19 protein-coding genes are annotated in these 20,066 nt (G+C 39.9%); 7 read left to right on the forward strand and 12 right to left on the reverse strand.

Going from position 1 to position 20,066, the window contains the following annotated elements; all coding sequences use genetic code 11:
* Positions 1 to 232: 232 nt before the first annotated feature.
* The 6 genes from corA to holA all read left to right on the forward strand — a co-directional run bounded on the left by corA (position 233) and on the right by holA (position 6,426).
* The gene (gene corA / locus HMPREF2750_RS03750; RefSeq protein WP_065244534.1) at positions 233 to 1,180 is read left to right on the forward strand and encodes a magnesium/cobalt transporter CorA; all 948 of its coding nucleotides are present in this window, start codon (positions 233 to 235) and stop codon (positions 1,178 to 1,180) included.
* The gene (locus HMPREF2750_RS03755) at positions 1,180 to 1,725 is read left to right on the forward strand and encodes a YggT family protein (RefSeq protein WP_070582605.1); all 546 of its coding nucleotides are present in this window, start codon (positions 1,180 to 1,182) and stop codon (positions 1,723 to 1,725) included. The genes corA and HMPREF2750_RS03755 overlap by 1 nt, the downstream gene beginning before the upstream one ends.
* 78 nt (positions 1,726 to 1,803) lie before the next feature.
* Positions 1,804 to 2,091, forward strand: coding sequence for a DUF167 family protein YggU (gene yggU / locus HMPREF2750_RS03760; RefSeq protein WP_005698082.1), 288 nt, complete (start codon positions 1,804 to 1,806; stop codon positions 2,089 to 2,091).
* Positions 2,092 to 2,209: 118 nt separating this feature from the next.
* Entirely contained in the window at positions 2,210 to 4,798 is a 2,589-nt protein-coding gene (leuS, locus tag HMPREF2750_RS03765) for a leucine--tRNA ligase (RefSeq protein ID WP_070582606.1), read from the forward strand.
* Between the two features lie 87 nt (positions 4,799 to 4,885).
* Complete coding sequence (lptE, locus tag HMPREF2750_RS03770) at positions 4,886 to 5,389, forward strand: LPS-assembly lipoprotein LptE (RefSeq protein WP_070582607.1); 504 nt, start codon at positions 4,886 to 4,888, stop codon at positions 5,387 to 5,389.
* Positions 5,389 to 6,426 carry a DNA polymerase III subunit delta gene (gene holA / locus HMPREF2750_RS03775; protein ID WP_070582608.1) on the forward strand — a complete coding sequence of 346 codons (1,038 nt, stop codon included), beginning with the start codon at positions 5,389 to 5,391 and terminating at the stop codon, positions 6,424 to 6,426. The genes lptE and holA overlap by 1 nt, the downstream gene beginning before the upstream one ends.
* Before the next feature lie 30 nt (positions 6,427 to 6,456).
* On the opposite strand, the gene HMPREF2750_RS03780 is transcribed toward holA, so the two are convergent.
* The 4 genes from HMPREF2750_RS03780 to secM all read right to left on the reverse strand — a co-directional run bounded on the left by HMPREF2750_RS03780 (position 6,457) and on the right by secM (position 11,722).
* Entirely contained in the window at positions 6,457 to 8,121 is a 1,665-nt protein-coding gene (locus tag HMPREF2750_RS03780; protein ID WP_070582609.1) for a sulfatase-like hydrolase/transferase, read from the reverse strand.
* A gap of 22 nt (positions 8,122 to 8,143) precedes the next feature.
* On the reverse strand, positions 8,144 to 8,548 hold the full coding sequence (gene mutT / locus HMPREF2750_RS03785) for an 8-oxo-dGTP diphosphatase MutT (protein ID WP_005699596.1): 405 nt from the start codon (positions 8,546 to 8,548) through the stop codon (positions 8,144 to 8,146).
* A gap of 86 nt (positions 8,549 to 8,634) precedes the next feature.
* On the reverse strand, positions 8,635 to 11,331 hold the full coding sequence (gene secA, locus HMPREF2750_RS03790) for a preprotein translocase subunit SecA (RefSeq protein ID WP_070582610.1): 2,697 nt from the start codon (positions 11,329 to 11,331) through the stop codon (positions 8,635 to 8,637).
* 73 nt (positions 11,332 to 11,404) lie between these two features.
* Entirely contained in the window at positions 11,405 to 11,722 is a 318-nt protein-coding gene (secM, locus tag HMPREF2750_RS03795) for a secA translation cis-regulator SecM (RefSeq protein WP_070582611.1), read from the reverse strand.
* A gap of 72 nt (positions 11,723 to 11,794) precedes the next feature.
* Here secM and HMPREF2750_RS03800 point away from each other — a divergent pair, with 72 nt between their 5' ends.
* Entirely contained in the window at positions 11,795 to 12,115 is a 321-nt protein-coding gene (locus HMPREF2750_RS03800) for a DciA family protein (protein ID WP_070582612.1), read from the forward strand.
* A gap of 1 nt (position 12,116) precedes the next feature.
* Here the strand turns inward: HMPREF2750_RS03800 and HMPREF2750_RS03805 are convergent, their stop codons facing one another.
* From HMPREF2750_RS03805 to HMPREF2750_RS03840, 8 genes are all read right to left on the reverse strand, one after another.
* The gene (locus HMPREF2750_RS03805; protein ID WP_049367337.1) at positions 12,117 to 12,971 is read right to left on the reverse strand and encodes a Dam family site-specific DNA-(adenine-N6)-methyltransferase; all 855 of its coding nucleotides are present in this window, start codon (positions 12,969 to 12,971) and stop codon (positions 12,117 to 12,119) included.
* 14 nt (positions 12,972 to 12,985) lie between these two features.
* Positions 12,986 to 14,074, reverse strand: a complete 1,089-nt coding sequence (gene aroB, locus HMPREF2750_RS03810) for a 3-dehydroquinate synthase (protein WP_070582613.1) — start codon at positions 14,072 to 14,074, stop codon at positions 12,986 to 12,988.
* Between the two features lie 9 nt (positions 14,075 to 14,083).
* The gene (gene aroK, locus HMPREF2750_RS03815) at positions 14,084 to 14,626 is read right to left on the reverse strand and encodes a shikimate kinase AroK (RefSeq protein WP_005699620.1); all 543 of its coding nucleotides are present in this window, start codon (positions 14,624 to 14,626) and stop codon (positions 14,084 to 14,086) included.
* A 308-nt stretch (positions 14,627 to 14,934) separates the two neighbouring features.
* Positions 14,935 to 16,602 (reverse strand): anaerobic C4-dicarboxylate transporter, encoded by a 1,668-nt coding sequence (locus HMPREF2750_RS03820; protein ID WP_070582614.1) that lies wholly within the window; start codon positions 16,600 to 16,602, stop codon positions 14,935 to 14,937.
* A gap of 281 nt (positions 16,603 to 16,883) precedes the next feature.
* Entirely contained in the window at positions 16,884 to 17,114 is a 231-nt protein-coding gene (acpP, locus tag HMPREF2750_RS03825) for an acyl carrier protein (protein ID WP_005544465.1), read from the reverse strand.
* A 217-nt stretch (positions 17,115 to 17,331) separates the two neighbouring features.
* The gene (gene fabG, locus HMPREF2750_RS03830) at positions 17,332 to 18,060 is read right to left on the reverse strand and encodes a 3-oxoacyl-ACP reductase FabG (RefSeq protein WP_005695317.1); all 729 of its coding nucleotides are present in this window, start codon (positions 18,058 to 18,060) and stop codon (positions 17,332 to 17,334) included.
* A 13-nt stretch (positions 18,061 to 18,073) separates the two neighbouring features.
* Positions 18,074 to 19,012: an ACP S-malonyltransferase gene (gene fabD, locus HMPREF2750_RS03835; RefSeq protein WP_070582615.1), complete on the reverse strand. Its 939-nt coding sequence runs from the start codon at positions 19,010 to 19,012 to the stop codon at positions 18,074 to 18,076.
* 92 nt (positions 19,013 to 19,104) lie between these two features.
* Positions 19,105 to 20,055 (reverse strand): beta-ketoacyl-ACP synthase III, encoded by a 951-nt coding sequence (locus HMPREF2750_RS03840; protein ID WP_032822546.1) that lies wholly within the window; start codon positions 20,053 to 20,055, stop codon positions 19,105 to 19,107.
* Between the last annotated feature and the right edge of the window lie 11 nt (positions 20,056 to 20,066).

Raw genomic sequence — 20,066 nt, forward strand, 5'->3', positions numbered from 1 at the left:
GAAGGACACACACTTTGGACAGTCATAGTCGATACCGAATATCGCTCTAGACTCTCGCCTCTTATCAGCGAGAGCTCGCTGGTAATCAATTTACCTTTCTTCGGCATCTTTTATCGAACGAAACCCATTTTAAACATACAAAAATTTGACCGCACTTTTCTCTAGTGCCAATTTCGTTTGATCTTTTTTTGTTCACAGTTGGATCTTCATAATCCCAAAAGGAGTATGACCAATGATTAACGCTTTTGCCATTAACGATTCCCGCTTGCTTCGTATTGATGACGAACCAGCCGATCTCAGCTCTGCCATTTGGTTAGATTTGCTGGAACCGACAGGGGAAGAACGTGAAATGTTGCAAGAAGGCTTAGGACAAAGTCTCGCCTCATTCCTCGAATTGGAAGACATCGAAGCATCTGCGCGTTTCTTTGAAGACGAAGACGGCTTGCACTTGCACTCATTCTTCTATTGCGAAGACGAAGAAAACTACGCGGACCTCGCAAGCGTGGCGTTTACTATTCGTGATGGCCGACTATTTACCCTGCGTGATCGTGAATTACCGGCATTCCGTTTATATCGTATGCGTTCTCGTAGCCAGCGCTTATTCGAATGTAATGCGTATGAAGTCTTACTCGACTTATTTGAAACCAAAATTGAGCAATTGGCTGATGTTATCGAAAACGTTTATGCGGATTTAGAAAAATTAAGTCGTGTAATTCTAAACGGTACGCAAGATGAAGCTTTCGATGAAGCCTTAAATACCCTAACCGAACAAGAAGATACCAGTTCTAAAGTGCGTTTGTGTTTGATGGATACACAACGTGCATTGGGTTTCTTGGTACGTAAAACTCGCTTACCTCCAAACCAGTTAGAACAAGCACGAGAAATCTTACGAGATATTGAATCCTTGCAACCGCATAATGAGTCTTTGTTCCAAAAAGTAAACTTTTTAATGCAGGCGGCAATGGGTTACATTAATATCGAGCAGAATAAAATCATGAAATTCTTCTCGGTGGTATCGGTTATGTTTCTACCAGCAACACTTGTCGCCTCCACTTACGGGATGAACTTTGAATTTATGCCGGAGCTCCATTTTAAATATGGTTACCCAATGGCTATTGGATTAATGATTGGTGCGGCGCTTACGCCTTATATCTATTTCAAACGGAAAGGTTGGTTATAATGGAAATTTCCCAAACTGCGTTATTTTTAGGATCGATTATCGATCTGTATTGTTTAGTGTTAATTTTACGCGTATGGCTACCATTAGCGAATGTAGATTACTACAATCCTATTTCTCAATTTACACTGAAATTTACCCAACCGGTTATTGCACCATTGCGTAAAGTTTTTCCTACGGTGAAAAAAGTGGAAACCGCTGCACTGGTTTTAGTCTTCTTGCTTTGCGGATTAAAATCGATTCTCTTTGGCGGATTAAATCTCAATTTCTTCTTACTATTGGGCATACTAGGACTAATTAAAAATATCGGTGTGGCCATTTTCTATGTGTTAATCGCCGGTGCAATTTTAAGTTGGTTTAATCGTGGCAATAATCCTGCATTCTATGCGTTATATCAACTGACCGAACCATTATTGAAACCCATTAAACGCATTTTACCAACTGTGGGCATGATTGATTTTTCACCGATGGTTATCGCTATTATCCTGTTATTTTTAAATAATCTCTTTTACGATTACTTTAACCTTTTATGGGCAATTGCTGCGTAAAGTGCGGTTAAAAATAACATTATTTTTTCGGGCTGGATTTTCCAGCCCTTATTGTAAATATGGTAAGTAAATTTAGTTATGTCAGCAATCGAACAAACATCTGAAGGACTACGCCTTAAAATTATTCTGCAACCCAAAGCCAGTAAAGATCAAATTGTGGGATTGCATGATGATGAACTCAAGATCACGATCACGGCTCCACCTGTTGATGGTCAAGCCAATGCTCACTTGCTGAAATTTTTGAGTAAAACATTCAAAGTGCCTAAGAGCTCAATAGTTCTTGAAAAAGGTGAATTAAACCGACATAAACAAGTTTGGATTCCTTCGCCTAAATTAATTCCATCTGAAATTCAAAATCTCTTATAAAATCAGCAAAAAAATCACCGCACTTTCTACCAATTTTCCCTGTTTTACGCTATCCTATATCACATTTTACAAATCAAAACATGCCGCAAAGTGCGGTCAAAATTTAAGGTGATTTTCTATGCAACAACATTACCGTCCCGATTTGATTGAACCTGCAGTTCAACAATATTGGGCTGAAAACAAAGTCTTCAAAGCCATCAAAGATACGTCTAAAGAAAAATATTACTGCCTTTCTATGTTCCCTTACCCATCTGGTCGTTTACACATGGGCCATGTGCGTAACTACACTATCGGTGATGTGGTTTCTCGTTATCAACGTATGAACGGTAAAAATGTGTTGCAACCGATTGGTTGGGATGCATTTGGTTTACCGGCTGAAGGTGCTGCAATTAAAAATAAAACTGCACCCGCGAAATGGACTTACGAAAATATCGAATACATGAAAAACCAGCTCAAAATGTTGGGCTTTGGTTATGACTGGGATCGCGAAATTGCAACCTGCCGTCCAGAATACTACAAATGGGAACAATGGTTCTTCACTGAGCTTTACAAAAAAGGCTTAGTTTACAAAAAAACCTCAACCGTAAACTGGTGTCCGAACGATGAAACCGTATTAGCTAATGAACAGGTTCACGAAGGTTGCTGCTGGCGTTGTGATACGCCGGTAGAACAAAAAGAGATCCCACAGTGGTTCATTAAAATCACCGACTATGCAGAACAATTATTAGGTGGATTAGACCAACTGCCACAATGGCCAGACATGGTAAAAACCATGCAACGCAACTGGATCGGCCGTTCTGAAGGGGTAGAAATTACTTTTGATGTGGCAGATACCGCAGAAAAAGTCGCGGTTTATACAACCCGCCCTGATACCTTCTATGGTGTAAGTTATTTAGGCATCGCGGCAGCGCACCCATTAGCAGAATTAGCAGCAGAAAAAAATCCTCAATTGGCTGAGTTCATCCGTGAAGCGAAAAATGCCAAAGTAGCAGAAGCAGATCTTGCCACTATGGAGAAAAAAGGGATGGCAACCGGCTTATTCGCTATTCATCCATTAACGGGTGAAAAATTACCGATTTGGGTCGCTAACTTTGTGTTAATGCACTACGGTACCGGTGCGGTAATGGCGGTTCCGGCACATGACCAACGTGACTTTGAATTTGCGCAAAAATATGATTTGCCAATTAAACAAGTAATCGCACCGCTTGCAGGTGAAGAAATTGATTTAACCAAACAAGCTTTCGTTGAGCATGGTAAATTAGTGAACTCTGCTGAGTTTGATGGTTTAGATTTTGATGGCGCATTCAACGGTATCGCGGACAAATTAGAAAAATTAGGCGTGGGCAAACGCCAAGTTAACTATCGTTTACGTGACTGGGGCGTTTCTCGTCAACGTTATTGGGGCGCACCAATTCCAATGCTCACCTTAGCAAACGGTGAAACCGTACCGGCACCAATCGAAGATTTACCGATTATTCTGCCGGAAGATGTGGTCATGGATGGTGTGAAAAGTCCAATTAAAGCAGATCCAAACTGGGCAAAAACTACTTTCAACGGTGAACCTGCGTTAAAAGAAACCGATACTTTTGATACCTTTATGGAATCCTCTTGGTACTACGCTCGCTATACTTCACCAAGCTATGCTGAAGGCATGTTGGATAAAGATGAAGCTAATTACTGGTTACCAGTGGATCAATATATCGGTGGTATCGAGCACGCGACAATGCACTTGCTCTACTTCCGTTTCTTCCATAAATTATTGCGTGATGCAGGTTTCGTAACGAGTGATGAACCAGCACAAAAATTATTATGCCAAGGTATGGTGTTAGCTGATGCGTTCTACTACACCAGTCCAACCAATGAGCGTATTTGGGTGAGCCCAACGCAAGTGACTCTTGAACGTGATGAAAAAGGTCGTATTATCAAAGCAACTGATCCGGAAGGCCGTGAATTGGTGCATACTGGTATGACCAAAATGTCGAAATCCAAAAACAACGGTATCGACCCACAAGAGATGGTAGAAAAATACGGTGCCGATACTGTGCGTCTTTTCATGATGTTCGCGTCTCCTGCAGAAATGACACTTGAATGGCAAGAATCTGGTGTAGAAGGTGCAAAACGTTTCTTAGGTCGTGTATGGAATTTAGTGTATGAATACAGCCAAAATCCTGCAAAAACTGCTTTAGATGTGACCGCACTTTCTGCAGACCAAAAAGCACTTCGCCGTGATGTGCATAAAACAATCGCGAAAGTGAGTGATGACATTGGTCGCCGTCAGACTTTCAATACCGCTATCGCGGCAGTGATGGAATTAATGAATAAATTAACTCGTGCACCATTAGAAAGTGAACAAGATCGCGCTGTTATGGCAGAAGCATTAAGCGCAGTCGTGCGTATGCTTTACCCAATCACTCCGCACATCTGCTTTGAGTTATGGAAAGCTTTAGGCAACGAAAGCAACATCGACCATGCAGAATGGGTGAAAGCTGACGAAGCAGCGATGGTAGAAGATGAAAAACTTATCGTGGTGCAAGTCAACGGTAAAGTACGCGGTAAAGTCACTGTTGCAGCTGATGCGGATGAAGAAACCGTGAAAACGGTTGCATTTGCAGATGAAAATGTGAAGAAATTTACTGACAATACACAAATCGTGAAAGTGATTTATGTACCAGGTAAATTGTTAAACGTGGTGGTTAAACCGCAATAATCCATAAAATAACCGCATTTTATTCCAAGCGTTGCATAAACGGCTCTTAAACAAAATAAAGTGCGGTGAATTTTACAGGTAATTTTTATGATGAAATCAATCAAAACGATCTGTTTAGTTGGGGCAACAGCCTTTTTAACTGCTTGTGGTTGGCACTTCGATAATGGTGCGGCTGTTCCTGCAGAATTAAAAACAATGGCCCTTGAAAGCAGCGACCCATACAGTGAAATGTCAATGGCAATGCGTAAACAACTGCTTAGCAACAACGTAAACCTTGTTCCAGCAACACAAGGTGTGCCAGTATTGCGTTTAAATAAACTGACTTCAAGCGATAAAGTGGCGTCAGTCTTTAAACAAGGCCGTGAAGCAGAAAAAGTATTGACCCTTGATGTTGAAGCAAGTGTACGCTTGGCTAACGGAGAAACCTATCCAATCTCTGCAGAAATCAACCGCACTTTCTTTGATAACTCACGTGCTGCATTAGCAAAATCAGCTGAACGTGATGTGATTTGGAATGATATGCGTGAACAAGCGGCTCGCCAATTAATTAATAAAATGGCCGCCTTGCAACATCAAGTTCAAGGAAAATAATGAATCGCATTTTTCCTGAGCAACTAGCCTCTAACCTGAACAGCCATTTAGCGAAAGTCTATTTTTTGGTTGGGACAGATCCCCTGTTGCTCAGTGAAAGTGAAGATCTCATTCATCAAGCCGCCCTTCTTCAAGGTTTCGATGAAAAAAATCAAATCACCATAGATACTAATACTGACTGGTCTGCATTAATTGAGACCAGCCAATCTATGGGGCTCTTCTTTAATAAGCAAATTTTCATTCTTAATTTACCCGAAAATTTAACTGCACTTTTGCAGAAAAACCTTCAGCAATTTATCAGTGGATTAAATGAAGATAGCTTGCTTGTGCTCGCCTTGCCTAAATTGTCTAAAGTAGCCGAAAAACAAGAGTGGTTTATTCAGGCAAATCAACTTGATCCGCAATCTGTGATCGTGAACTGCCAAACGCCGAGTTCAGAACAACTTTCTCGTTGGGTGAAGCATCGTACAAAAAACATGGGATTATCAGCTGATGAGGAAGCCATTCAACTACTTTGTTACAGCTATGAAAATAATCTACTGGCATTAAAACAAGCATTACAGCTTTTAGATTTGCTTTATCCTGATCACAAACTCACGTATAACCGCGTAAAATCAGTCGTAGAGCAATCTTCTGTCTTTACCCCTTTCCAATGGATTGATGCTTTGTTATCAGGCAAGACAAATCGCTCAAAGCGAATTTTGCGAGGTTTACAAGCTGAAGATGTGCAGCCTGTTATTTTATTGCGTACTTTACAACGTGAACTGCTCACCTTGTTAGAATTAACAAAACCACAGCTGCGTAATCCCTCTCTTAACACGAGTTTGCCAACACAGACACTCAAAGCGGATTTTGACCGTCTCAAAATTTGGCAGAATCGTCGTCACCTTTATATGGCAGCGATACAACGACTCACCTATCAAAAGCTCTTTGAAATATTGCAAGAACTGGCAGATATTGAGCGCACAACCAAGCAAGAATATGGTCAAGACGTGTGGGTAAAATTGGCAGACTTATCGGTTAAATTTTGCTTATAAAAAAATCTCGGTGTTAACCGAGATTTTTTATTATTGCGCAATTTTTAAATCTTGATACAGATAATTTCGATAGCTATTTACTAAATCCATATCCACTGCATCTTCGAGCTTACCTTGGCTTAAGTGACGCATAGCGATATTCGCTCGCATAAAGTCATCGTTCGGTGATAAACCTGCCACATCAAGTAATACGCCACCAACAAAGGCTAAATCTAAGAAATCTTGCTGTTGAACAAAGTCAGTCTTACGATTAGTTCTAACCACAAATTGAGTCACATAATCTGGATTCGCAAAGTTACCTTTTTTCGGTGGAAGCTGATTATCAAAAGCAACCTGATGATCACCGAAATAACCGAATACATAAGGTGTTTCACGTGATTTTAAATAATCATTTAAACCTTCGATCGCCTCATTAAGGCTAGCAATGCGATCAATATAATCATTTAAGCAAGAAATCGCTTTTCCCCCTAAACGCTTACTCGCCAAATTAAAATGATTTGGCATGTTCGTGTTGTAAGGGCCATGCTCTTTCATGGTTAGCACATAGACAAACATGGGCTGTTTCACATTTTCCAATGATGGATGCTGTTTCTGCAGAATCAGTTTGGTGTAATACATCATCTCTTCACTGCTAATATGCCAAAGATTTTTGCTGATTGATGCGGGATAGCCTAAATCTTGTGGTTGTAACATCAAGTCAAAACCAAAGTGCTCATAGGCAGGTTTTGCGTTGTAGTTACCTTTCGTAAAAGGCGATAATGCCACACAAAAATAGCCTTGCTCACGAAGATTTTTAATAAAACCCGTCTGTAAGTGTGGCACAACCGAATAAAACACCCCACTTGCTAAAGCACCAAAATCGGTTGAAGGCACCCCTGCAAGGAAAGCAAATTCAGATTTCCACGTTGCGCCACCCAGCGTATGTACACGCAATGGACTTACAAATGCGGTATCTTCCTGCTTATTAAACATTGAAAATGGCGGGATGGTTTCTGCATCAAAATCAAATTGATGGGGATTCAAGGTTGATTCTTGTAAACACACCACAATGTCAGGCTTTTCTGCACTTTCAGTTTTGCTCTCTGCCTTTTCACTTAAAAGTGCGGTCAGTTTTTCTTTAAATTTTTGGCTATCGCCTTCAAATTCTGGCACTTTAAAGAATACGCCACGACAAGACATTGGCAGGTTTAAGAAAACATCTCGACCATCATCCGGCAATGAATCTAGCCAGACTTTTGTCGCATCCGGATCTTTAGAATAATACCACATTAAACCAAAGCTTGTTGCTGCGAGTATTGCTGCAAATACGCGAAATCCAACAGATGCAGTTTCAACATCTGACCAGCCAAAGATAGCATACCCCAACAGACCTAATAGCCCCAACACGCCGAAAATGGCCCCTTTATAATGTAAGAGGGTTTCCCAATTTCGCCAGTCTGTTACAAGCCAAAAATCTGAAATGAGTAAAGGTTGTTTGTAGTAATGAATTTTCATTCGATGGAATAGCATCAACACCACAAAAAGTACGGACGCAAAATTCAATCCGCGTTGCCATTGACCGGTTATCGCAAACATTGAACTAAACAATAAGACGAATAATGCAATCGCAAAAAAATATGTCCAACGATAATGCGAATTGACGATAAAAATCACCGTCGCAATAAAAAATAAACTCAGAAAAATACTTGGAATCATAATAAATAAATTTGATTAAATGTTATTTGACACTTTCAGCCACTAAACGCTGAATCAGCTTTAAATTGGCTGGTGGGAATTGCCCTGCATCAAGCTCACTTTGTTCAAGCCAAAAACCTTCCTGACCTTCTCGACCAAACGGCTCGCCAATCCATTCAGTGACCAGATAAAAACTAAAATCTAAAATTTTGGTTGGATATTCAAATTGAAAACGTTCGTACAGCTCAGCATTTAAAATGTGAATGCCAATCTCTTCTTCCAATTCTCTTTTTAAAGCTTCTTCAGGTGTTTCACCTGCATCAACTTTGCCACCTGGAAATTCTAATGCTTGCGCAAAATCTTGCCCTTCTAAACGCTGGGTCAAATATAGCTGCCCAAATTCATTACGAATAATCCCTGCCGCAACTTGAATGATAGGCTTACTCATCGTTTTTCCTTATCTCGAAAGTAGAAAGAGCGGTCATTTTTAGCGGTGTTTTAAACACGCAAAAATTTAACCGCTCTTTACCTTAACTAAGCATATCGGGCTTTACTGCCGTGACAATGCTTGTATTTTTTACCTGACCCACAAGGACAAGGTTCATTACGTCCAATATGACGATCAGAATAGTCCTCGCTTTGAGCTTGCTCTGTATTTTCATCTACAGGTTGATGAGTTAATGCTTCACGTTCAGCCATTTCTTGACGTGCACGTTCCGCTTCTTCAATCTCTTCCTGTGTACGGACTTTCACGCGAGTAAGTGTCGTAATCACATGATGTTTTAAAGAATCCAACATTTCAGTAAACATACGGAAAGATTCTTTTTTGTACTCTTGTTTTGGATCTTTTTGCGCATAACCACGTAAATGGATACCTTGACGTAAATAATCCATTGCCGCCAAGTGCTCCTTCCAAAGCTCATCAAGAGTTTGTAACATCACACCTTTTTCGAAATGACGCATGGTTTCTTCACCCGCAAGCGCTTCTTTCGCTTTGTATTCATCTTCGGCTTCTTGAATAATGCGCTCACGCAAGTTTTCTTCATGAAGATTGTTATTTTCTTCTAACCAATGTTCAATTGGTAACTCAAGACCAAACTCTTGCGCTAAACGCTCTTCTAAGCCTTTAATATCCCATTGTTCTTCCAATGATTGTGGCGGAATATATTGGTCAATCACATCATTAAATACATCGCTGCGAATTGCTTTGATAGTCTCTGAAATATCATCGTTATCGAGCAAGTAATTACGTTGTTCGTAAATTGCATGACGTTGGTCGTTAGCCACATCATCATATTCAAGCAAGTTTTTACGACCATCAAAGTGGAAGGCTTCTACTTTCGCTTGCGCCGATGCAATCACTTTAGCGAGAAGTTTAGACTCCATCGCTTCACCTGGTTGGGTGAAGGCTTTACGCATCATATTTAATTTACCTTCATTCAGATAAATACGCATTAAGCCATCTTCCAAAGAAAGGTAGAAACGTGAAGAACCTGGGTCACCTTGACGACCTGAACGACCACGCAACTGGTTATCAATACGGCGTGATTCATGACGTTCTGTCCCGATAATGTGTAAGCCACCAGCTTGCATCACGATCTCGTGATTTTTCTCCCACTCAGCTTTAAGTGCCTCAATTTGCTCTGGAGTTGGGTTCTCTAATTTTGCCGCTTTTGCTTTCCAGTTACCACCGAGGATAATATCGGTACCACGACCCGCCATGTTAGTTGCAATGGTTACTGCACCTGGCGCCCCTGCTTCCGCAACAATTTCCGCTTCTTGTGCGTGGAATTTTGCATTCAATACGTTGTGTTTGATACCCGCTTTATCTAACGCTTGAGAAAGCATTTCAGATTTTTCAACTGATACGGTACCGACAAGAACTGGTTGATTGCGAGCGACACAGTCTTTGATATCTTCAATAATTGCATTGAATTTGTATTCTTCATTCTCAAACATGACGTCCGTACGATCATCACGAATCATTGGACGATTGGTTGGGATAACGACAGTTTCCAAACCATAAATTTGTTGGAATTCAAAGGCTTCGGTATCTGCTGTACCAGTCATACCCGCTAATTTGTCATAAAGACGGAAGTAGTTTTGGTAAGAAATCGACGCAACAGTTTGGTTTTCACTCTTAATTTCTACGCCTTCTTTTGCTTCGATTGCTTGGTGTAAACCATCAGACCAACGACGACCCGCCATAGTACGACCAGTATGTTCATCGACGATCACGATCTCACCATCTTTCACGATATAGTCTACATCGCGCTCAAATAAAGTATTCGCACGTAACGCTGCCATAACATGGTGTAGCAATACAATGCGCGCTGGTGAATAAAGAGAATCACCTTCTGGCATTAAACCTTGTTCAATTAACCAATTTTCAACTTTTTCTTGACCACGTTCAGTCAAATACGCTTGTTTGGTTTTAAGATCTAAGGTGTAGTCGCCTTCACCGGTATATTCTTCCGTATCTTCTTTTTCTTGCTTAATTAAATTCGGAATTAGTTTATTTACCGCAATATAAAGTTCAGAGCTGTCTTCTGCTTGGCCTGAAATAATCAATGGTGTACGCGCTTCATCGATTAAAATTGAGTCAACTTCATCCACTAAGGCATAGCCTAAATGACGTTGGAAACGCTCTTCTTTGGAATGGGCTAAGTTATCACGAAGGTAATCGAAACCTAACTCGCTGTTTGTCGCGTATGTAATATCTGCCGCATAAGCTTCACGTTTTGCTTCAGGCGGTAAACCAGGGATATTCACACCAACAGTCATCCCCAAGAATTCAAATAATGGGCGGTTAGTTTCCGCGTCACGACGTGCTAAGTAATCATTCACAGTCACAACGTGCACGCCTTTACCTTCCAACGCCATCAAATAGCAAGGCAAGGTTGCGGTTAAGGTTTTACCTTCACCTGTACGCATCTCTGCGATACAACGATTGGTGAGCACCATACCACCAATTAATTGCACATCGAAATGGCGCATACCGAGTACACGTTTACCCGCTTCACGCACGGTAGCAAAAGCTTCAGGTAAAAGTTGTTGTAAAGTTTCACCATTAGCTAAACGACTACGGAATTCTTCTGTTTTTGCTCTTAATTCATCATCACTTAATGCTTCAAAAGCCGGCTCCATTTTGTTGATTTTCGCAACTTGTTTTCTTAATCTGCGTAAAATACGTTCGTTACGGCTGCCAAAAATTTTTGTTAAAAAACTCATAATTTCTCTTTCAAATAAAAAATAAAAAGGATCATCCGATTAAAAAATCGGCTCGTTCAAAGATAAAAGAAAATTAAATGATGGCTGGGCCGGCACGAATAGGGGCAAAAACAGGGAATTCTGCCGCAATAAAGTGCGGTTGAATTTTTTCGTGTTTTTGATTGGAATGGGTTTTGTGATTTGTTTGCTGAGGTTGAACCTGCAATGCTTGACGAATTTCACGCACCGCAATCAACATATGTTGTTCAGATGATGTTTGATAATTTTCGCCACTCATATTGGATGAAGGCTGAGCCTCCAATCCCTGAGCAACAGGTAAAGCAAAAATCGCAATCATGCTTAACAGCAACTGCGACCAGAAATTTGTTTTACCTTTATTTGATTTCATCATCTTATTGTCTCTGACAAAATTTGTGTGTATTGTATCGGAAATTCAACATAAAGTCATTATTGGGGTATTTTTGTGGAAAACAAGCATGAGCGTTATCAAAAAGCCATGAATATTATTGATGTGTTAGAAGGATCACAATTTGCCAAAATCATGCAGAAAGGGTTAATGTTGAATGAACTGAATCAAAACATCAGCCGTCTTTTCCCTCGAGAATTTAAAGGACTCTTCCGGTTAGGCTCCATCACAGATGGGAAACTCTTTATCGAAGTCAAAAGCGCGGTCGTTCGCCAAGGAATTTTATTTCGCCAACGCGAATTACTCACTGCAATTCAACCGACTTATCCCGAAGTAAAAGGATTTGAGATTAAAATCAACCCGGAATTAACCTACTAAACTAACCTTTAAAGATAGCGATTAATTCTTTTACTTTGACTCGTTTTTCTGAAGATTGACTGATCGAGCGCTGTACTTTAACGCGTTTGAATTTTGCCCCTTTATAAATCTCACGTGTAAATTTCGTATCGTGGTTAGAAATCACGACGGAAATTTGCTTTTCTTTTTGTGCTTTCTTTGCACATTCCGCTAAATTCTTTTGATGCTCAAGACCAAAAGCATTCCCCGCATATCCAGTAAAATTAGTATCTTGCGGAAGCGGTGCATAAGGCGGATCACAGTAGATCACGCTATGCTTATCCGCTAATTCAAACGTTTGTTGAAAATCAGCACATAAAAAGACCGCACTTTGTGCCTTATGAGCAAAATAGCGCAATTCATCTTCAGGGAAATAATGGGTTTTATAAGCCCCAAAGGGTACATTAAACTCATTTTTACTGTTATAACGGCATAATCCGTTAAACCCAAAACGATTCAAATAAAGGAACAATACGGAACGCTCGAAAGGATCGGTGGATTGATTAAAGGCTTCACGCTGTGCGTAATAATAGTCGGCTGTATTGGCATTCTCTGCAAAGAAAATTGGCTTACAAGCCTCAATATAGGCATCCACATTGTCTTTGACGATATTAAACAAGTTAATCAAATCAGGATTAATATCTGCCAAAATATAACGTTCAAAATGGGAATTCAAAAAAACAGCACCCGCGCCAACAAAGGGTTCAATCAAACACTGTTTTCTTTTTGGAAAGACTCGGTTGAGATCGTCCGTTAAACGAAATTTACCACCCGCCCATTTTAAAAACGGGCGGTGTTTAATTCGAGGTTTCGTTTTGTTATTTTTCGGACGCAACATGAGAGCAATGACAGTTAGTCATGTTGTGTGCAACGCTCAATCGCGTTTAGCACAAGAGATTTGTCAGTATCAGTCGCCACGTAGGCTTGACCAAGGGCTTTTAGCAACACTAGACGTAACTTGCCTGCCAACACTTTTTTATCTCGCATCATATGCGGTAAATAATCGTCTGGTTGCATGGTATCAGGCGAAACGGTTGGCAAATTAGCACGCGCTAAAAGTTTTTCTAAACGTGCAACATCTTCAAAAGAAAGATCGCCTAATTGTTCAGATAACACCGCAGCCATCATAGTTCCTGCTGCAACAGCTTCACCATGTAACCAGTTTCCGTAACCTAAATGTGTTTCGATCGCATGCCCAAAAGTATGGCCGAGATTTAGTAATGCACGATCACCTTTTTCAGTTTCATCACGCGCAACAACATCCGCTTTGATTTGGCAACAACGCGCAATGCAATGCTGCAGTGAATGTTGATTTAACGCAACTAATTCATCAATATGTACTTCAAGCCATTCAAAAAAGGCATAATCTAAAATCGCCCCATATTTAATGACTTCCGCAAGTCCCGCATTCACTTCACGTTTTGGCAAGGTATTGAGTGTAAGGGTGTCAATGATCACCGTAGAAGGTTGATAAAATGCCCCAATCATATTTTTGCCCAATTCATGATTAACGGCTGTTTTGCCACCAACAGAAGAATCCACTTGGGCTAATAATGTGGTAGGAATTTGAATAAAACGCACGCCACGCTGATAGCTTGCTGCAGCAAAACCTGCCACATCACCAATCACACCACCACCTAATGCAATAATGGTGGTATCTCGCCCATGATTATGCTTTAAAAGTGCGGTAAAAATGAGGTTTAAAGAATCGAGTGTTTTGTATTTTTCGCCATCAGGCAATAATACCGATTCAACCTGACAGCCGATTTTTTCTAAGGTTTGTGTAACGGTTTCAAGATAATATTGTGCGACGGTTGGATTAGTCACGATCATCACTTTATCCCCTTTCTTCAGCGGATAACAGGTTTCATCTTTTAATAAACCTTCGCCAATATAAATGGGATAACGACGTTCTTTTAATTCAACATTTACGCACAACATTTTTAATCCTTAGAGTGAACCGTTTAAGCCGTTTAGATTATCAATTAAATCAACAATTTGATTAACCATTACTTTGGCATTTTGCTCATCTGTTGGCAAAGTAATATCTGCAATTTCTTCATATAACGGATTACGCACTTTAGCTAAATCTTCAAGCACTTGGCGTGGGTTATCTGTTCCTTGTAATAAAGGACGTTTTTTATCACGTTGTGTACGTTGATATTGTTTATCTACTGAGGTCTCTAAATAAATCACAATACCACGAGCAGAAAGATAATTACGATTCTCTTTTGACATCACTGCCCCACCACCAGTGGAAAGCACAACGCCTTGTAATTGGGTTAATTCATTGATAATACGTTCTTCACGCTTACGAAAGCCTTCTTCGCCTTCTAAATCAAAAATCCAGCTAATGTCTGCTCCCGCACGTTCCTCAATTACTGCATCTGAATCGACAAAATCCATATTCAATTGTTGCGCAAGCTGACGGCCAATGGTACTTTTACCCGCGCCCATTGGACCTACTAAAAAAATATTACGTTTTTCAGCCATTGTTATTCTTCTAACTTAAATAATGTTCAAATTAATCTTTCCTAATAAAAACTGGCCACCTGAAAAAATGGGGCAGCCCGAAAGATCACCCAAAAAATAATGAAGATTATCGCAATAAATCCCCCTATGTTTCAACCTTTAGCGGGAATTTATTTTAAGAAGCGCAAAAGTGCGGTCAGTTTTTGAGAGATTTTAATGAATGATAAAGTCAAATAAAGCATCGAGATAAAACATCCTAAAATTTAACCGCACTTTACAAACAAAAAAGACTATTCAAACGAATAGCCTTTTCTTTTATCAGCAGTTAATTATAGATAACCAAACAAGGTTGTGAAAATGTAACCAAAGATACATGAAGTAATTACACCGATTAAGCCTGGTAAAATGAAGCTGTGGTTAATTACAAACTTACCAATGTGGGTTGTACCTGAACGGTCGAATTGGATTGCCGCAAGGTCGCTCGGGTAAGTAGGTAAAATGTAGTAACCGTAACAAGCTGAAGCAAAGGCCAAGACAATAGCTGGATCCACACCGATACCTAAAGCAAGCGGAACGAATGCAACTAACGCTGCGGCTTGTGAATTTACGAATTTAGAAATTAATAACAACATTAATGCGTAAGTCCAAGGATGCGCTTTTACCACATCACCAAGTGCCGCTTTCATCATTGGTGTATGAACGGTAAACATGGTTTCTGCCATCCAAGAAATCCCGAATACAGCCACCAACGCAATCATACCTGAACGGAAAATTTCATTTTTACTGATTTTGCCTGTATCAGTTTTTGTAAAGATAACAATTAATGCACCCGCTAATAACATGAAGATTTGAATAACGTGAACCATACTTAAATTCACTTTTTTCTTCGCCGTATCTTTTAATACGATTGCAGCATTATCGATAGTTTCGGTTTTATCTCCCGCTGTGATCACAACACTGTTATCTTGAGCGGTAATTGTTTGAGCGACTTCACCTTTATCATTATAAATTGCAACGTTGTTGTAGGCTGTTTGAGCTTTTGCTTTGCTGTCTTTAACATCAAGCACTAACGTACCATCTTTCGCTAACGCAACAATTTTACCGTCTTTAACATTAAAGGATTTCACTGTTTTATCCGCAGAAACAATTTCAACCACTTGAGCTGGTACTGATTTTTCAAAGGCTGGGCGTAAATCTTTAAAGTAACCTAATAGCGCTACCACTAAAATCGCACCAAAGAAGATCCACATCGCATTCCAGCTAGATTGTGGCAATTTTTTGTCTAACAATGATGTGCTATCACCATAAACATATTTTTTGAATTCGGGATCTTTTAATTTCTCTTGGAATTCTGGGTCTTTATCTAAATCTTTACCACGGAACCAGCTGAAAATACCGATAGCTAATACACCACAAAGGGTTGAAGGCACAGTAATTTTTAATAAATCTAAATAGCCATCAAAACCTGTTAATGGGGTTTTAGCATTCACTAAGAATGTGGTTAAAGTCACTACTGCTACAGAAACTGGTGACGCGATGATACCCATTTGAGAGGCAATTGAACTTGCCGCCATTGGACGTTCAGGACGAATATCATTTTTGATCGCGATATCATAAATGATTGGTAACATGGTATAAACCACGTGTCCTGTACCACATAAAATGGTTAAGAAACAGGTTACAAACGGCGCCAAAATACTGACATATTTCGGGTTACGACGAAGCATTTTCTCCGCAATTTGTAACATGACATCTAAACCACCACTGGCTTGTAATGTTGCCGATGTCACCACCACCGCAAGGATGGTTAACATAACATCGATAGCTGGCTTACCTGGTTCAATACCAAAGCCGAAAACAAGAACAATTAAGCCTACTCCACCGAGCATACCCAGTGCGATACCACCTTTTTTTGCCCCGTAAAATAAACAGATAAGAACAATAGCAAGCTGAATCGCAAACTGGCTACCTTCACCTAGGTTCATTAGAAAATCCATAAGATACTCCGAATCATTTTATGGTTAATTAGAAAAAAATTTGGACCAAATATTAGCACTAAAATTAACTCATAATAAGTATTTTTAGGGTAAATTTTGTTTTAAATCAAAAAATAGGAGAACCAAACAATAAAAGCAAATCTGAGAAAGATTAAATAAAGGAAAGTGCGGTCGGAAATTTAAAAGATTTAGATGTATCTTGTTTTATTTGAAGATAAGTAATTTAGAAAGGAATTTAAAGAAAAAAATTAGGCGACCTAAAAGATCGCCCAACTTAAAAATTACTGATTGTTTTGAACGTAGTCAATCGCAGATTGAACAGTTGTGATTTTTTCAGCTTCTTCATCAGGAATTTCGATATCGAATTCTTCTTCTAAAGCCATTACTAATTCAACTGTATCTAAAGAATCCGCACCTAAATCTTCAACGAAAGAAGCTTCTGGTTTTACGTCTTCTTCTTTAACACCTAATTGTTCAACGATGATTTTTTTCACGCGTTCTTCAATACTCATTTGTTTTTCCTATTGTTGTTTTAGCTCATTTAAGAGCGGTTAGTGTATGCATTTTTGATAAAGTTGCAACTATTTCTTAGGTGGTCGCACCACAAAAAACAGGCAATGTAAAAACACATACAGAGAAAAAGTTACATTGCGATTGGGATTTTATCATTAACTAAACTGCTTTGCTATATTTTATAGACAAAATCCCAGATATATCTCCCCTAAAGGGTTAGCTCATATATAAGCCGCCATTCACATGTAATGTGGTACCGGTAATATAAGCCGCATCGTCAGAAGCTAAAAATGCCACTGCTTTTGCGATATCTTTTGGCTCACCTAAACGACCAGCTGGGACATTACCAAGAATACCCGCTTTTTGTTCTTCAGTAAGCACTTCTGTCATATCTGTTGCGATAAAGCCTGGAGCCACAACGTTTACAGTAATACCACGTGATGCCACTTCTTTAGCTAAGCCTTTAGAAAAACCAATTAAGCCGGCTTTTGCGGCACAGTAGTTAGATTGACCAGGGTTACCCATTGAGCCCACAACTGAACCAATAGTAATGATACGACCGAAACGTTTTTTCATCATGGAGCGTAACATCGCTTTAGAAAGATGGAATACAGAAGTTAAGTTGGTTTGCATAATATCAAACCATTCTTCATCTTTCATACGCATTAATAAGTTATCACGTGTAATACCAGCGTTATTCACGAGAATATCAATATCACCGAATTGTTCTTTAATTTGTTCTAATACGGCATCAATACTTTCTTTGTCTGCCACATTTAATACTAAACCTTTACCTTTATCGCCAAGGTAAGCAGAAATTGTATCTGCACCTTTTTCAGAGGTTGCGGTACCAATTACAAATGCACCTTTTGATGCTAATTCTTCTGCAATTGCGCGACCAATACCACGTGTTGCACCTGTCACTAATGCGATTTTATTTTGCATTTTTAATCCCCTTTTATGCTAATAATGCTTCAACAGCATCTAATGATGTCACATCATTTACTGATGTTGCTTGTAATTCTGCCACGATACGTTTTGTTAAACCGTTTAATACTTTACCTGGGCCGATTTCAACTAAAACTTCTACGCCATCTTGTGCCATTTTCTCAACAGTTTCAGTCCAACGAACAGGGCTATATAATTGACGAATAAGTGCGGTACGAATTTCTGCACTTTCTGTTTCTGCTTTGACATCCACGTTGTTTAATACTGGTGTTGCTGGCGCATTAAGCGTAATGCCTTCAAGTGTTACGGCTAATTGTTCTGCTGCCGGTTTCATTAATGCGCAATGTGAAGGAACACTTACCGCTAATGGTAAAGCACGTTTTGCGCCCGCTTCTTTACATAATGCAGCCGCACGTTCTACCGCTTCTTTCGCTCCCGCAATGACTACTTGGCCTGGTGAGTTAAAGTTTACCGCAGATACCACTTCGCCTTGCTCGGCTTGTTTACATGCATTGATAATAGCGTCATTATCTAAACCAATAATCGCATACATTGCACCAGTACCTTCTGGTACTGCTTGTTGCATTAATTTACCGCGTAATTCGACTAATTTGATTGCGTCTTTGAAATCAATTACACCTGCACAAACTAATGCTGAATATTCACCTAAACTGTGACCAGCCATCACGCTTGGTTGTAATTGTGAGTATTTTTCTTGCCATACACGGAAGATCGCAACGGATGCCGCTAATAATGCCGGCTGAGTTTGCCAAGTTTTATTTAATTCTTCTGCTGGACCTTGTTGAACCAAGTTCCATAAATCATAGCCAAGCGCTTCAGATGCTTGTTTAAAAGTCTCAGTGACTACCGGATATTCGTTAGCAAGATCAGCTAACATGCCAACAGCTTGAGAACCTTGTCCTGGAAAAACCATTGCGAATTTTTTCATGTTTTCTTCCTATTTCTTCATCGTTTAAATGTTGAAAGTGCGGTCAAATTTAACCGCACTTTTAAAATTCTGTCGGGATTCTAACAAATTAATTAGAATCGCACCAATGCTGAACCCCAAGTCCAACCACCGCCAAAAGCTTCGAGTAGAAGCAATTGACCGCGTTGAATTCGGCCATCACGCACCGCTTCATCTAAAGCCGTTGGCACAGTCGCCGCACTGGTATTCGCTGTACGATCAAGCGTTACCACGACTTGCGACATATCCATCTCTAATTTTTTCGCTGTTGCGGTGATGATACGTAAATTTGCTTGGTGTGGCACAAGCCAGTCAATATCTGTTTTTTGGAGATTATTAGCAGAAAGGGTTTCTTCCACGACATTAGAAAGCTCTCGTACCGCTAACTTAAAGGTTTCGTTACCTTGCATTTCAATATAGCCAGATTTCTCCACGCCACGTTCTGCTTGTGGAAGTAGCAATGCCGCATTGTTATCTGGCGACGCATGTAAATGCGTTGAAATAATGCCTTCTTGCTCTGATGCTTCTAAAATCACCGCACCGGCACCATCGCCAAATAACACAACAGTGCTACGATCGGTTTCATCTAATTTACGCGAGTTAAGATCTGCCCCAATCACAAGGGCTTTTTTCACGCTACCTGAACGAATAAATTTATCCGCTACGCCTAAAGCATAAACAAAACCGGTACAAGCTGCTGCTAAATCAAAAGAAATCGCATCTTCAATACCTAATAAACCTTGAACTTGGCAAGCTGAGCTTGGATAAGCGTGAGAACCACTGGTCGTTGCAACGATGATCAACTCAATTTCTTGAGGATCAAGATTAGCCATTTCAAGTGCTTTTTTGGCTGCTTCACATCCCATTGTTGCGACAGTTTCATCTGCTGCTGCAATACGACGTTCACGAATGCCTGAACGTGTCACGATCCATTCATCTGAAGTATCAACCATTTTTTCCAAATCCGCATTGGTACGAATATGGCTCGGCAAATAGCTACCGGTGGATAAAATTCTACTATTCATAATATCAAAAC

The sequence above is a fragment of the Haemophilus sp. HMSC066D02 genome (assembly GCF_001810545.1).
In the GTDB taxonomy this organism is placed as follows: Bacteria; Pseudomonadota; Gammaproteobacteria; order Enterobacterales; family Pasteurellaceae; genus Haemophilus_D.

Excerpts from the sequence above, each read along its gene's own strand:
- acpP (WP_005544465.1), bottom strand. The coding sequence starts at position 17,114 with ATGAGTATTGAAGAACGCGTGAAAAAAATCATCGTTGAACAATTAGGT.
- yggU (WP_005698082.1), top strand. The coding sequence starts at position 1,804 with ATGTCAGCAATCGAACAAACATCTGAAGGACTACGCCTTAAAATTATT.
- holA (WP_070582608.1), top strand. The coding sequence starts at position 5,389 with ATGAATCGCATTTTTCCTGAGCAACTAGCCTCTAACCTGAACAGCCAT.
- aroK (WP_005699620.1), bottom strand. The coding sequence starts at position 14,626 with ATGGCTGAAAAACGTAATATTTTTTTAGTAGGTCCAATGGGCGCGGGT.
- lptE (WP_070582607.1), top strand. The coding sequence starts at position 4,886 with ATGATGAAATCAATCAAAACGATCTGTTTAGTTGGGGCAACAGCCTTT.
- HMPREF2750_RS03780 (WP_070582609.1), bottom strand. The coding sequence starts at position 8,121 with ATGATTCCAAGTATTTTTCTGAGTTTATTTTTTATTGCGACGGTGATT.
- secM (WP_070582611.1), bottom strand. The coding sequence starts at position 11,722 with ATGATGAAATCAAATAAAGGTAAAACAAATTTCTGGTCGCAGTTGCTG.
- HMPREF2750_RS03755 (WP_070582605.1), top strand. The coding sequence starts at position 1,180 with ATGGAAATTTCCCAAACTGCGTTATTTTTAGGATCGATTATCGATCTG.
- leuS (WP_070582606.1), top strand. The coding sequence starts at position 2,210 with ATGCAACAACATTACCGTCCCGATTTGATTGAACCTGCAGTTCAACAA.
- corA (WP_065244534.1), top strand. The coding sequence starts at position 233 with ATGATTAACGCTTTTGCCATTAACGATTCCCGCTTGCTTCGTATTGAT.
- HMPREF2750_RS03820 (WP_070582614.1), bottom strand. The coding sequence starts at position 16,602 with ATGGATTTTCTAATGAACCTAGGTGAAGGTAGCCAGTTTGCGATTCAG.
- secA (WP_070582610.1), bottom strand. The coding sequence starts at position 11,331 with ATGAGTTTTTTAACAAAAATTTTTGGCAGCCGTAACGAACGTATTTTA.
- mutT (WP_005699596.1), bottom strand. The coding sequence starts at position 8,548 with ATGAGTAAGCCTATCATTCAAGTTGCGGCAGGGATTATTCGTAATGAA.
- aroB (WP_070582613.1), bottom strand. The coding sequence starts at position 14,074 with ATGTTGTGCGTAAATGTTGAATTAAAAGAACGTCGTTATCCCATTTAT.
- fabD (WP_070582615.1), bottom strand. The coding sequence starts at position 19,012 with ATGAAAAAATTCGCAATGGTTTTTCCAGGACAAGGTTCTCAAGCTGTT.
- HMPREF2750_RS03840 (WP_032822546.1), bottom strand. The coding sequence starts at position 20,055 with ATGAATAGTAGAATTTTATCCACCGGTAGCTATTTGCCGAGCCATATT.
- HMPREF2750_RS03805 (WP_049367337.1), bottom strand. The coding sequence starts at position 12,971 with ATGTTGCGTCCGAAAAATAACAAAACGAAACCTCGAATTAAACACCGC.
- fabG (WP_005695317.1), bottom strand. The coding sequence starts at position 18,060 with ATGCAAAATAAAATCGCATTAGTGACAGGTGCAACACGTGGTATTGGT.